Annotated in this window: 13 protein-coding genes and 1 tRNA gene; 3 read left to right on the forward strand and 11 right to left on the reverse strand. The window is 65.1% G+C overall.

From position 1 onward, the window contains the following. Window positions 1–319 precede the first annotated feature (319 nt). On the forward strand, window positions 320–952 hold the full coding sequence (locus OHQ90_RS12835; protein WP_328410322.1) for an XRE family transcriptional regulator: 633 nt from the start codon (window positions 320–322) through the stop codon (window positions 950–952). 82 nt (window positions 953–1,034) lie between these two features. Here the strand turns inward: OHQ90_RS12835 and OHQ90_RS12840 are convergent, their stop codons facing one another. The 10 genes from OHQ90_RS12840 to OHQ90_RS12885 form a co-directional block, all read right to left on the reverse strand. Continuing rightward, the gene (locus tag OHQ90_RS12840; protein ID WP_328410324.1) at window positions 1,035–5,141 is read right to left on the reverse strand and encodes a lytic transglycosylase domain-containing protein; all 4,107 of its coding nucleotides are present in this window, start codon (window positions 5,139–5,141) and stop codon (window positions 1,035–1,037) included. A gap of 296 nt (window positions 5,142–5,437) precedes the next feature. After that, complete coding sequence (locus OHQ90_RS12845) at window positions 5,438–6,238, reverse strand: hypothetical protein (RefSeq protein WP_328410327.1); 801 nt, start codon at window positions 6,236–6,238, stop codon at window positions 5,438–5,440. Next, window positions 6,239–6,397, reverse strand: coding sequence for a hypothetical protein (locus OHQ90_RS12850; protein ID WP_328410329.1), 159 nt, complete (start codon window positions 6,395–6,397; stop codon window positions 6,239–6,241). After that, a complete protein-coding gene (locus OHQ90_RS12855; RefSeq protein WP_328410331.1) occupies window positions 6,394–6,576 on the reverse strand; it encodes a hypothetical protein in 183 nt (60 codons plus the stop codon). Before OHQ90_RS12855 ends, OHQ90_RS12850 begins: the two co-directional genes overlap by 4 nt. Window positions 6,577–6,581: 5 nt before the next feature. Continuing rightward, window positions 6,582–6,923, reverse strand: a complete 342-nt coding sequence (locus OHQ90_RS12860; protein WP_328410333.1) for a hypothetical protein — start codon at window positions 6,921–6,923, stop codon at window positions 6,582–6,584. Continuing rightward, window positions 6,920–7,153 (reverse strand): hypothetical protein, encoded by a 234-nt coding sequence (locus OHQ90_RS12865; protein ID WP_328410335.1) that lies wholly within the window; start codon window positions 7,151–7,153, stop codon window positions 6,920–6,922. The genes OHQ90_RS12860 and OHQ90_RS12865 overlap by 4 nt, the downstream gene beginning before the upstream one ends. Then, entirely contained in the window at window positions 7,150–8,631 is a 1,482-nt protein-coding gene (locus tag OHQ90_RS12870; protein ID WP_328410337.1) for an AAA family ATPase, read from the reverse strand. The genes OHQ90_RS12865 and OHQ90_RS12870 overlap by 4 nt, the downstream gene beginning before the upstream one ends. 209 nt (window positions 8,632–8,840) lie before the next feature. Beyond that, entirely contained in the window at window positions 8,841–9,185 is a 345-nt protein-coding gene (locus tag OHQ90_RS12875; protein WP_328410338.1) for a hypothetical protein, read from the reverse strand. 247 nt (window positions 9,186–9,432) lie between these two features. Continuing rightward, window positions 9,433–9,852 carry a DUF6907 domain-containing protein gene (locus OHQ90_RS12880; protein WP_328410339.1) on the reverse strand — a complete coding sequence of 140 codons (420 nt, stop codon included), beginning with the start codon at window positions 9,850–9,852 and terminating at the stop codon, window positions 9,433–9,435. A 92-nt stretch (window positions 9,853–9,944) separates the two neighbouring features. After that, entirely contained in the window at window positions 9,945–10,145 is a 201-nt protein-coding gene (locus tag OHQ90_RS12885) for a helix-turn-helix transcriptional regulator (RefSeq protein WP_328410341.1), read from the reverse strand. 99 nt (window positions 10,146–10,244) lie between these two features. On the opposite strand from OHQ90_RS12885, the gene OHQ90_RS12890 reads away from it, so the two are divergent. Together OHQ90_RS12890 and OHQ90_RS12895 are read left to right on the forward strand one after the other, a co-directional pair. Next, window positions 10,245–10,742, forward strand: coding sequence for a helix-turn-helix domain-containing protein (locus OHQ90_RS12890; protein ID WP_328410343.1), 498 nt, complete (start codon window positions 10,245–10,247; stop codon window positions 10,740–10,742). After that, the gene (locus tag OHQ90_RS12895) at window positions 10,729–11,925 is read left to right on the forward strand and encodes a site-specific integrase (protein WP_328410345.1); all 1,197 of its coding nucleotides are present in this window, start codon (window positions 10,729–10,731) and stop codon (window positions 11,923–11,925) included. The genes OHQ90_RS12890 and OHQ90_RS12895 overlap by 14 nt, the downstream gene beginning before the upstream one ends. Before the next feature lie 59 nt (window positions 11,926–11,984). Here the strand turns inward: OHQ90_RS12895 and OHQ90_RS12900 are convergent. Further along, window positions 11,985–12,058, reverse strand: a tRNA-Arg gene (locus OHQ90_RS12900). Window positions 12,059–12,159: the final 101 nt, after the last annotated feature.

A 12,159-nucleotide genomic window follows, 5' to 3' on the forward strand; every position in this document is an offset into this window, starting at 1 on the left:
CGACGCGCCGAGGGGCCCTCGGCACCGGCTTGTCGTGGGACAGAAAGGCCGGTGGCGCTTCGGGAGCTTCGAGAACTCCCCGGCGCGCCGGGCACCTTCCAGCGTGTTCCGGCGCGCCTTGTCCAAGCGACGACACGGACGGCGTCAATCGGCCAATATTTAGGGCGACATTCCGGCGTCATTCCGTTAGCGTGTCGGCATGGGCAACACACCGAACACGGCGCTACGTGCGGCCCGCAACGCACGCCTTATGAGCCAGGACGACCTCGCACGAGCACTCCGCGAAGTTGGCGGATGCAAAAGCGCGACAAAACGACTCGTGCAGAGGTGGGAAGCGGGCACCACCATGCAGCCGCGGCCGTCTCATGCTCGAGCCCTCGAGCGGGTGATGGGCCTGCCCATCGAGACGCTTGGCTTCGGCATGGTCATGGCCGGACACAGCCTCTCCGACAACGACGACGGCACCGAAGTCGAATCGCCTATCGGCGATATCCCCGATCAGGTACACCCCGTAAAGAGTCCAGCGCGGACACAGCAGGCCAACGGCCACAACGGCGTGTGGTTGAGCAGATACGAGTATTACTCCACCGGCAGGGACGCGACGTTCACCGCGGTGCACCACGTCGTGGTTCTCCAGCACGACGACAGGCTGACGGTTCGCAGCCTGCCCGGCTCGGCGGCGTCGAGTCTGGAGATGGATCTAACTGTCGACGGGAACGTCGCGACGGGCACGTGGTCGGAGCGGACCGCGCCGGAAGGCTACTACCGAGGTGCCCGCTACCACGGCGCAATACAGCTGCTCGTCGAGCTGACCGGTACCCGCATGGCGGGCAAGTGGGTCGGGTTCGGCAAGAGCTTCGACATCAACAGTGGGCCATGGGAACTCGTGCTGCAGGACCCATCGACATCGAAAGCAACCGTCGACGCATTCAACCGGCCGCCCGAGCTGTAACAGCGGGTACTCAAGCGCGAGTACCCCCGGCTTGCTGGCGCCAGCAAGCCGGGGGTAGCACGGATACTCCGGTCACCGGCGCTCACATGAGCGCCGCCGACAGCCCGATGGCCTGCTTGCTTTGATGCCTGTCAACCGCATCTATGAAGTCCTGCGGATTCATCACGTAGGTGTCTCCGAAGTTCATGGAATGGTCACGGTTCACCGACGGCGCGTCACTGCTACGGGCACTGAGACCCTGGGGCAATGCGGGTGCGCGCATCGACAATCCGGAGTTGATCGCCTGCAGCCAGTCCGCATTAGCGGCCGCCGCTTGCGCGTTGACGACGAACTCGCCGTGCGACAACCGCGCGTCAATCGAATCCGAGGTGCCGGTGCCGGGCCCGAACGCCCACCCGCCGTCGGCGTATCCGTGCCCTTGGCCCCACACGCCTTCCGGTCCGCCGTAGCGCGCGACGGTATACCGCAGGGCCGCAGCAATGTTCGCGCCCGGATCCCAGATATCCGACGGGTACAGAGCGCTCTTGTACGACTGGAAGGTCGGGTCGATGACCTGCATGAGCCCCTTGCTCGGCGTGCCCTTGGCGGCGTTGGAGTCCCAGTTGTTGATGGCCTTCGGGTTTCCTCCGGACTCGGTGCGCATCTGCGCGATGCCGAGACTGAGCCACCCCGCGGGCATACCCAATGCCGACAGGACGCCCGCGAACGTCGGCCGCCACTGCTCGGCGCCGCCACCCGACTGGAACTCGTGCGAACTTGCGTCGGAGCTCGAGGTTTCAGTGCTGCTCGATTCGCTGTCGCTGGACTTCTTCTCGGGATCCACCGGCAAGTTCTTGGGCTGGTATTCGTAGCCGCCGGTCGAGCCTGACTGCTGCTGGCCCTGACTCAGCCTGCCTCCCAGCGTGTTTATGGCCTGGCTGTAGTAGCCGCTGTCGGACAGGATGGAGTTCTCGAGGCCGAAGAAACCCAGCAACCCCGTCGTGAGGATGCCGGCCGCACGGGAGGCTATGCCAGGGAGGGTGTACTGCGATGGCAGTACACCGGAGCCGAGGTCCGTCTGCTGCTTGCGCGTGCTTTCGAGTGAGTTCTGCGCGGAGAGGTAGTCGTTGTCGGCCTTGAGCTTCTGCTCCTGAGTCGAGGTGGGGTCGCTGTAGATCCTGTTGCGGGCGGTGTTGGCTTGGTCGACGGCCTGCTGTGCGTTGAAGTTCTGGATCTCTTGCTGAGACCGACGATTCGGCAACGGCACTTGCGGCAGCAGCGTCGCGCCCGGAGCGCCGGTCGTCTTGCGGCCCTCGAGTTCGGCGACCTTCTGCTTGGCCTTCTCGATCTTGAGGTCGGCCTGCCGCTTGTCCGCGTCGCTGGCCTTCTTGTTGAAATCGAGTGTGGCGCGGCGTTCCTCGGCTTGGGTGACCGCGGTGATCGCCGATTGGAGCTTGGTTTCGTCCTCGGCGCTCCAGCCGACCGCGCCGCCGTTTGCGAACCGGCCGACCATTCCGGACTGCAGCGCGGCACGGAACCGGTAGACACCGGCTTGTCCGCCGAGCTTGTCGACATCGGAGGTGGTGAAGACGTGCTCGCCGGGCATGAGCAGCGAGGGCACTGAGTCCCGCCCGGCGACACCGCCGCTGACTTCGCCGCCGAGCGCGCGACCGGGAAGCGGCCTCGGGTGCGATTCATCGCCCGCGGTGATCTGGCCGGTACCGGTGAGGGTGACGGTTCGGACCTCGACGGTCTTGACCGCGGGCGCGGCAATCTCCTTGATGTCAGCCTTGGCTTGGTCGGCGTTCAGCGTGACCGTCACGGTCTTGTCTGGCAGTCGGTCGGCAGTGAACCCGAGCTCGCGGAGCTTGGCGATCTGCTCATCCGTGGCGGACTTCAATAGGACGGTGTTTTGGCTGGTGACCTTCTCCACAGTCACACCGAACGCGGTGAAGTCCGCGCGGCCGGACTCGGTCAGTTCGTGAATGCCGTCGCGGGCCTCGGCGATCTGCCGTGCTTCCTCGCCCAGCTTGGCAAGGCTCGAGTTGGTGTCGTTCATCTTGCCGCCGAGGGTGGCCGCACTTTCGCCGATGTCGTTCAGCGCTGCCTTCAGGACCTGAAGGTTCGGCAGGACTTCATCGCCGCCTTGCGCGTTGATCTTGGCTTGAGCGGCAGCGATCGCGTCGCCGTACTTCGTGACCGCCTCTGGCACGCCCTGCAGCGCTTGCGCGATGTCCTGATCGTTGAGCCCTCCAACCTTGGCTTGATTCCAACGGCCACCAGCAGAGCCTTGCTGCTCGAGGATGATCTGCGTGAGGCGTTCGTTGATCGCAGCCTTCGCGTCGGGGTCGATACCCGCGGCGGCGCCAGCGAGGGCCTTCTTGTCCACGCCGAGCGTGTCGGCCCGGGTGAGAAACCCTTCCTTGCCGAGCGTTTCAGATACCTGCGCGATCGTCTGCTCGGTGACCTTGCCGGTCTGCTTGTCCAACGTTTGCCCGAGCGCCTCGAGGGCGATCCGCTGTTCCTCGGCAGCCTGCTTGGCTTCCTGATGCCGCTGCGCGAGCAGACCGATACCGACCGCGGCCGCGGCCACACCGACCGTGACCAGCCCGCCGGGGCCGAGCATTGCGCCGATCCCCGACAGGCTGGACCGGAACGCGTTCGCACCGCTGACGCCTGCGGTTGCCTGCGCCGAGTTGAACCGTGTGAGAGCGCCGTTGGCGCCGGTGATCGCAGCCTGCAGGCCAGTGAAGATGGGCGAGAGCGTCTTGAATGCCAAGTAGGAGACGAGCGCGGTCTTCAAGAGGCCGTCGTGACCGCTGAGCAAACTCGACGCCGCTTGCAGGAACGGCATCAGGATCGCAGACCAAGCCTGCGTAGCCTCGTACACCGACTTCAGGATGCTTCCCAGCGATTGGAGGATCGGCACCCACTGATCCAGCTGCTCGCGGCCTTCATGGAAGAAGCTCCGCAACTGCTGCTGTCCCTCAGTCGATTTCAGCCACTCGGCCATGCGGCCGCTCAGTCGGTCAACAGTGACGAGGAACCCTTCCCCGTCGCCCTTGACGGCGCGGAAGACCGAGTTGAGCGAGGAGCCAAGGTTTCCGACTACCGAGACGAGATCGCCTGCGGCATCGGTGCCTTCACGCATCCACCGCGACAGGTCACCGGAGTCGTTCGAGCGAGTCAGGAACGCATCAAGGCGCGTCGTGAGGTTGGTGACCCCTTGTGCGAGTTGCGGCAGGAATGTCGAGCCGGTGACACCGAGGGTGCGGACACTCGAGATCGCCGGTACAAGTGCGCCATTGAGGACCCCCACCGCGGTAGCGGTGTTCGCGAAGCCAGCCTCGAGGGCGGCCTGCGATTTGCTATTGCCCAGCTCGGCGAACAGGCTTCCGAAACCAGTGTTGAACTGGGCAGAGATCCCCGTCATGCTGCGCGCGAGGACTGGCAGCTGGTTACCGATGAGGCTCTTGAGAGGATCTGCCAACCCGTTGAGGGTGGTGGATTGCACCGATTCCTGAACGCGCGTCCACTGATCACCGAAGCCCTTGGTGACATCGACGAGCGCGCGCCCCTCCTGGGTGAGCCCTTGGTAGGCGGCCTGCGCCTTCTTTGGAGAGTCGGAGAACGAGTCCTTCAAGCCTTGCCCAGCGACGACGAGCGTCCCGATTCCCGCTGCGGCGCCACCGAAGATGCCGGGCAGTAGCGCGCCAGTCTGTGCCAACGACTGCAGGTCGGCGCCCATCGACGCCAGCCCGAACCCGGCGGCCGGAAGGTTCCCGATGCCGAGCGCACCGAGGTTCAACAGGCTGGCAGAGCCGATGGACGACCGCAGGCTATCGAGGGATCCACGGTCGGCGCGAACGTTGACGTCGACCGTCGTCCCCCGCAAGCCAGCGATCTGCGCTGCCGCCGCCGAGGTGTCAGCGTCGACGTCGATCGTCATTTGCTGACCGGCCAACGCCCGCAACGCTGCGATCTCATCGGCCGCAACCCGCGTATCAGCACCGACCTGGATATCGACACTGATGCCTCCGAGGCGACGACGAATCTTCTCCTCGGCCGCGTCGAGACTGGCGTCGTCGACGCCGATGCTGACATCAAGCTCGGCCTGGACCCGGTCGAGGTCTGCGCGGAGTTTCCGCACGAAGCCATCGAAATTGGGCTTGATGTCGACGCTGGCTGTTCCGGCACTGTAGTCAGGCATCCGCTCTCTCCCTCGTGGTTACTTCGCGATGTGTAACGACTCGCATAGCCTGATCAGCGCGTTTGCAACGCGTCCAATCTCCGCCAACAACGACCCCGGCCGATAACTCTCTGACCTGCGGATGCTCGGCTTCGGATCCCGTACGGACAGGCAGGGCCTATGTGCTTCGCCAGAGCCGACGAGCCGGGTCGGGGTCACCCCCCAGGGGGCAAATGCTGGACGCGGCGCACGCATGGGACGCGGTGCTATGTGTACCGCCGTGCGCTGCTGACCAGGTCGGAGTGACCCCCCACCCGTCATGACGCGAAGCTGTGGGTGGCGTCGTAGTGGCGCTGTGCAGCTTCTGCAATCGCCGCGGTGTGGTGGTCGACTATTTCGCGAGCACGGCTCACGGTGTTCAGCTTCATCTCGGTCGAGGTGAGCAGGCGCAGCCAGCGGCCACCGCGGCCGCCGTTGTGCTCTGGGGTGATGGCGCGTGCTGCGCGTTCGATGTCGGTGTTCTCGCTGGGCACGTAGAACGCGACGATGAGGGTCCAGATGGGAACCTGCATCCACGGTTTGACGCCGATGACATCGAACTCATGTGTTGCGGCAAGGGCGCTGATGACCTGCTCGTGGATCGCGTCGAGAACTCGGCGGTGTTCGACGATGTCCTGCCATGCGGCTACAGCCTCGGCGCCCATCTCGAGTACCTGGTCGGCGGTGGTGTCGACAGTGAGCCCAGCATTGGCAGCGGCGCGGACTCCGGCGCTCGCGGTCTCGAATGCTGGTCGCAGTCCTTCGATGATGGCGTCACCGGCGGAGCCCCTGACCGCTTGACGGAACTTGAGGGCGAGCTGCTGCTCGGCGACTCTGCGCACTGCGCCGGACTCCACCGAGGGCGCGGACAGGGCGGCATCGAGTAGGGCTGCGGCGTTCTTCGCGGTGAACTTGCCGCTTGCGATGGCCGACTCGACGTTCGGCGGTGGGGTGGGCGACCACGCCGCGACGGCATCGAGGCTGGCGATGATCTGTTGCAGCTCGGCGGGGACGGTGCCGCCCACCTGGGTAACAGCGTCGGCAAGGCGTCGGCACTGAGGCGTTGAGATATGAATCATCTATCCACGCTCCTTACGGGTCGGTGGCTTCCAGATCAGCGGGTACTTGGGGTCGGTCGAGTAGGTCGCCTCACCGAGTGGAGACTTCAATCGGCCCGAGCGGAGCAGGGACAGCGCCCGCTCGCCCTTCGTGTCGTCATCCTCGGTCTGGCCCGTCATCGGGCCTGCGGCTTCCAGATCGCCGGATACTCCGCGTCGGCGGGTTCGGCCGGCGTCGACTCGGGTGCGGGCTTCTCGCTCGGTTCGCGCACTGCGGCGGTGAACGAAGCGAATTCGGCGTCGGACATCGACGCCGCGAACGCATGCAACGCGTCGGTGATGATGGTCTGGTCTGCCATGTCACTCACTCCTTGCGAGCTTGGGTGTAGGTGGTGACGACGGCCCGGTCGAAAACCCATGCACGGCCTACGCGTTGGCCGTCGAGGTCGGCGGCCAGGCGGCGAACGTGGCGGGTACTGCATCCGAGGATGCGAGCGGATTCAGCCGCGCCGATCACTTCCGAGTCTGGTACAGACGTCCCATTACTTGGTCCGTTCTCGGACGCTGCTTGCAGTAGCTCGGCGTCGAGTCGTTCGTGTAGGCGGCGCAGCCATTGCGGGATGGGAGCTCCGATCCGGCGCCGGTATCGGATGGCTTCGGCGACGGTGTAGCGACAGGCGCGCATATCAGCAGAGTCGAGGCTCACGACGCATCGCCCATCCCTTCATCGGTGGGGGCTCCGCTGCGAGTCCGGCGGCGCGGCCGATAGCCAGCAAGGTGGAACCGCAGACCCGTACGCGGGCAATGACCGGGCGAGCGCGGTGGTACCCAGTGCCGCACGCCGCACCACGGGCAGCGGACGCGCACCACCGGGTCGCCGTCGCGCCGCTTGCCGCGCTCGAGGATCTCGACGATCGGAGTTGATGCCGCGCTCATGCGCTCTCGCTCCGTCCTCCGGCGAGCCGGTACACGACCTTCCGGCCGTCTTCTCGGGAGCTGATCTGTCCGGCTGCGGTCAGCAACCGCAGAGCAGCATCGAGACCGGTCCTTGTCTCCTTGGAGATTCGGCCACCGCGCATCTCGCGCGCGGTCAATTCCGCGCCACCGGCGAGCAGTTCAAGCACCTTCGCTCGCGCCCGGTCCACCGGTCCACCGATCTGCGTGACGGTCGCAACGGGCTTGCCCGAACCGAGCCACTGACCGACGCTGCGACCGGGCGTACGGACTTCGTGCGCCAGTGGGGTCACAGTGGGCTCATTCACGTGAGCGTGAGCCGACTGATAATTCGGCTCAGTGGGCTCACTGTGTTTGCGCTGGTCACGTCCAGTCGGCTCAGTGGGCTCATTCGGCTCATGTGTAGGTAAGCCCTGATCCCACTGAGCCGACTGGAGGCGCCATACCGAAGTGCGCGGGAACCCCGCTATGTCGTAGGCGACACCGATGGATTTCGCCGCACGCTTGACCGTGGCGTCCGAGAATCCCTGCTTGCGCGCCTCGGCCTTGACCACCTTCGCGGGTGTCTGGCCGTGCTCGGTGAGGTAGTCCTCGAGCCACGCCTCGGCGGCCGTGCGTTCCTCGGTGTCCGGCGTGGCGTCTCCGGCGAGAAGGTCGCGGGCGTCGCGGTCGGATTCGCCGAGCCAACGCAGCAACCCAACCTCGGCGTCACCGTCCTCGGTGGGCACCGTGGCCGACTCGATGACGGCCTCCATGGATCTGGTGCGCGGTGCGAGGTTGCCCTTGGTGTTGGTGATGATCAGGTTGCCCGAGTCGTCATCCTTGGCGACCGAGAGCACCGAGCGCGCGACCTGGGACCAAGCGATAGACCCGAGGATGAGCTTGCCGGTGTCGTTACCGTCGCGCTTGCCGAAGTGGCACAACCCGAGGACAACGCAGTCACGCCGTGCGGCGAGTTGTGCCAACGGCTCGAGAAACTGGCGCACCTGCCGATCGTCTTTGCCTGACAGCTCCGATGACATGGCCGAGGTAGCGGCGTCCAGAACGATCAGCGAGACGCGCTCGGCGGCAACGAGATCGTCCAGCGCCAAAGTATCGGCTGGCAGAATCATCGTGCCGTTCTCGGTCAGGTCGGTATGCACGTCGACGAACAGCACGCGCTCCATGTCGGCGCCAGCGGCGCGAAGTCGGGGCGCCACCGTGAATTCGCGAGCGTCTTCGGTGTGCAGGTACAGGACGTTGCGGCGCTGGCCGACCCATTCACCATCGTCGAGCGCACCGCGGGTGACCCGGGCGCACAACTCCACAGCGATGGTCGACTTGCCGAGACCTTCCCGACCAGCGAGCAAGGTCAATGCGCCCGCAGGTATCCAGTCGGGGACTACCCATCGAACACGCTTGGTCGTGACATCCGATCCGCGGGTGACGACCAACCGGCGGCCCGCCCGCTGCTCTGTCATCTCCCAGTCCGGGGATGGTTCGTTGTCCTGATGCTCCATGAGTGGCTGGGCTTGCTGCCGATGCTGCCACGCGAGTTGTTCGCGGTAGAACTCTTTGCACGAGAAGCACACTGGGTCGTACCGGTCGTGTCGTGCGCAATGGGCGGTGGGTGCTGGCAAGACGCCCGTAGGCGCAGCCGAAGCTGCGCCCTGGGTGTTTTCGTAGTTGGTCACACACCACCGCCGAGGGTGGCCTGCGCGTAGTCCCGGCTCTCGCGGAGCTTGGCCCGTAGGTCGATCTCGGGAGCGACCGTCGCGAGCACGTCCAGCAGCGGCGCCACGACGTTTCGCACCATCAGCGAAAGCGTTGTGGCCGAGATGAGACCAGCGTTGTCGGCATCGACCGACTCGAGCCACGCGGCTACGAGACGGTTGAGTTCCTTGTTATCGCCCGCGACTGCGGCCAATTGGTACATCAAAATGGTTGACCTGCACTGTATTTCGGTCAAGTCGACGACGCCCAGGGGTGCGCCGTCGGCACCGAAAGTCATGTAGCGACCGGATGTGTCGGTCATGCGAAACCTCCGTTTTCGTGAACGTTTTCGGCGAGGGTGCGCTGCTGTCCGCCGCGGCGGTACATGGCGCGGAGCACCTCGGCGGGGACAACGGGCGTAGCGCCGTCTGACAGAAGGTGGCTGACGGCGTGGCACCACGCCTCGAGCTGCGTTGGGGTGGGTTCCCCGTCCTCGTGAACACGGCGCCACGGGTCGCCGCCTTCGAGCCGGTGTGCTGCGCCGGCTCGGCGTCGCAGTTGCGTCGACATCAGTCCACATCCACCCGGTCGGCGATCGTGAGCAGCACAGCCGCCAGCTGCCGGGCTTCGGACACAGAGAGGTCTATGTCCGTTCCGAAGAGGTGCTGCCAGCACACATAGACAGAGTCGACACCGCGCGCGATCTGCCGCCGTGGCGATATCTCAAGGGAGGGAATCAATGCCAGGCCGGGACTCGGTTCCAGCGACAAGGGGATGACCACTTCCGGTCCCCAGCAGACGGCGTCGTCGAGAAACAGCGCGTCCGAATGCTCACCCTCTGCGCACCAGCTTGCGCAGCCGGGGGCGCGGTTCTGGCACGGCTGGCACTGTGCCGGGCCGCCGAGCGGTACGGCGATACGGCAGATGAACGCGCCGCAAGAGGAGCAGTTGAGGTCCGTCCAGTCGGTGGCGTTCTGTATGGTTGTCATGAGCATTCCTTTTGGTGGGTGTGTTTCGTTGGCCCGGTACGCGGTGGGCGCCGCGTCCGGGTCGCTTTCGTTTCGGGGGGCTGCTCGTTGCATCAGGCGGCGTCCGATCCGCCAATCAGCTGGGCGTTCTCCCACGCCTCGACGTCGATCAGGCGATAGCGCGAGAAACGCCCGATCTTCGCGAAGCGCGGACCCTTGCCCTTGTGAGCCCATTCGTCGAGCGTCCTGGCGGGGACCTTGAGGCGGTTAGCCAATTCCGGGCGGCTCAGCCAGTAGTCCTCTGAGGTGTGCATTCCTTCTCCTGAGTGTCATTCCGACATTTCGCCATGCCGGTAAGACACAAGTTAGCTACCGTGTTGTCCAGTGTCAATCGGACATGAGAGAGTGTCGTTATGACACAGTCCAAACCGTTACGAACGATCACGCCTCATCAGGCCGTCAAGCAGGCCGTCACGGCCCTGCGCAAGAAGCAGGGGTGGACCGCCGATGAACTCGCGACCGAGTGCGAACGTCTGGGTATGCCATCGCTGAATCGCTCGGTGATTGCGAACATCGAATCAGGACGTCGCAAGTACGTATCGATCGACGAACTCTGCTGTCTCGCATTCGCTTTGGATGTCGCGCCGGTTCATCTCCTGATTCCGATCGGTGACGAAGAGGTTGACTTCTACTCCGCTACCCCGCAGGCGATGCTGCCGATTCGCAAGGCTCGTCAGTGGGTTCGAGGGGAATGGGTCCCCCCCGGCCGTGATCCGCGGCTGTACTTCGCCAACGTGCCCGCTGAGGAGTTCGAGGTCATCAAGGCGGCAGACACGGGGAAGGCGCGGCGCGATCTAGAGCACCGGCTTGAGGGCAAGTCACCGAAGAGGTACGACGATGCCGAGGGGTAGACCACCGCTGCGCATCGGTGCGCACGGGAAGATCAAGAGAGTCAGTCTCGGCGGTGGGATCTGGTTGGCGCGCTGCCGATTTCGTGACGACGATGGCGTTACCCGGATCGTCGAGCGTCAGTCACCCCAGGGGCAGTACGACCAGCGCGGCCAGCTCGCCGAGGATGCGCTCGTGGTCGCGCTCGAGGCGCGCCGCACTGGCGGTGGAGATGAAGTCACGGGGGAGACGACCGTATCGGTGTTGTGCGCGCAGCACATTCAGAACCTCGTGGACAAGGGCCGAGCAACCCGCACCATCGACACCTACCGCGACGTCGTGAAGGCGATCGAACCGCGGGCCGGTTCGGTGCGCACCCGTGAGGCGACTGCCGGGCGGATGAACAAGGCCATTCAGGCGATCAGTGACCGGCACGGGTACTCAACCGCGAAGCAGGCGCGGACCGTGCTCCGCGGCGCGCTTCAACTGGCCGTCATCGCTGACGTGCTCCCGACCAACCCCATCGACAGTGTGTCCCGCCTTGAGCGCAAGGCGCCCCCGAAAGGCGCCCCGTCGATCAACGCGCAGGGACTCGCGCAGCTGCTCGCCGATCTGCGGGACAGTGAAGTGCCGTGGCGGGCGGGGCGGACCGTCGCCGACTACTGCCGCACGGCGGATCTCGCCGACCCGATCACGTTGCTGATCGGGACCGGTATGCGTCGCGGCGAACTGCTCGGGTTGCGGTGGCGCGACATCGACCAAGCAACGTCGGTCGCAACGATCTGCGGGAAGGTGGTGCGCAAGCGCGGCGGCGGGCTCATCCGGGAGCCGTTCGCGAAGAGTGATGCGGGCAACCGGTCCATCATCCTGCCGGGGTTCGTCATGGAGATGCTGAAGCGGCGGCGCACGGAACCGCATCCCAGCATCGACGGGGTTATCTTCCCCAGCTCGACCGGGACACTGCGCGACCCGGACAACTTCAATCAGCAGTGGGCGAAGGTGCGCGAACGACTCGGCGTACCGGACGTGTCGAGCCACAGCTTCCGGAAGGCGCTGGCGACACTGCTCGATGATGCGGCACTGTCCGCGCGCGTCGGTGCCGACCAGCTAGGGCACCGACACGTCTCGATGACACAGGATGTTTATTTCGGGCGCGGACGGATACACCAGGCAGTGGCCGACGTACTCGACCAGTTGTCTTCGTAAGCGATGGATAAGCGATGGATAGGGCGTCAGGGACCGTACTAAATACGGTCCCTGAGCTGCGCCCCCGGCAGGAATCGAACCTGCGACCTAGGGATTAGAAGGCCCTTGCTCTATCCAACTGAGCTACGGAGGCAGTGGCATCCACCATGGCCGACATTGGCCGCGCTGTCCAGCGCAGCAAGTATAGCGACTGTCCAGATTGCTAGATTCTTAGCGTTAGCAACATTCCAGTCA

Source organism: Nocardia sp. NBC_00403 (assembly GCF_036046055.1).
Lineage (GTDB): Bacteria > Actinomycetota > Actinomycetes > Mycobacteriales > Mycobacteriaceae > Nocardia.

What these genes read in the sequence shown, in the direction of transcription:
- OHQ90_RS12840 (WP_328410324.1), bottom strand. Translation starts at nt 5,141, where the DNA reads ATGCCTGACTACAGTGCCGGAACAGCCAGCGTCGACATCAAGCCCAAT.
- OHQ90_RS12845 (WP_328410327.1), bottom strand. Translation starts at nt 6,238, where the DNA reads ATGATTCATATCTCAACGCCTCAGTGCCGACGCCTTGCCGACGCTGTT.
- OHQ90_RS12850 (WP_328410329.1), bottom strand. Translation starts at nt 6,397, where the DNA reads ATGACGGGCCAGACCGAGGATGACGACACGAAGGGCGAGCGGGCGCTG.
- OHQ90_RS12855 (WP_328410331.1), bottom strand. Translation starts at nt 6,576, where the DNA reads ATGGCAGACCAGACCATCATCACCGACGCGTTGCATGCGTTCGCGGCG.
- OHQ90_RS12865 (WP_328410335.1), bottom strand. Translation starts at nt 7,153, where the DNA reads ATGAGCGCGGCATCAACTCCGATCGTCGAGATCCTCGAGCGCGGCAAG.
- OHQ90_RS12870 (WP_328410337.1), bottom strand. Translation starts at nt 8,631, where the DNA reads ATGACAGAGCAGCGGGCGGGCCGCCGGTTGGTCGTCACCCGCGGATCG.
- OHQ90_RS12875 (WP_328410338.1), bottom strand. Translation starts at nt 9,185, where the DNA reads ATGACCGACACATCCGGTCGCTACATGACTTTCGGTGCCGACGGCGCA.
- OHQ90_RS12880 (WP_328410339.1), bottom strand. Translation starts at nt 9,852, where the DNA reads ATGACAACCATACAGAACGCCACCGACTGGACGGACCTCAACTGCTCC.
- OHQ90_RS12885 (WP_328410341.1), bottom strand. Translation starts at nt 10,145, where the DNA reads ATGCACACCTCAGAGGACTACTGGCTGAGCCGCCCGGAATTGGCTAAC.
- OHQ90_RS12890 (WP_328410343.1), top strand. Translation starts at nt 10,245, where the DNA reads ATGACACAGTCCAAACCGTTACGAACGATCACGCCTCATCAGGCCGTC.
- OHQ90_RS12895 (WP_328410345.1), top strand. Translation starts at nt 10,729, where the DNA reads ATGCCGAGGGGTAGACCACCGCTGCGCATCGGTGCGCACGGGAAGATC.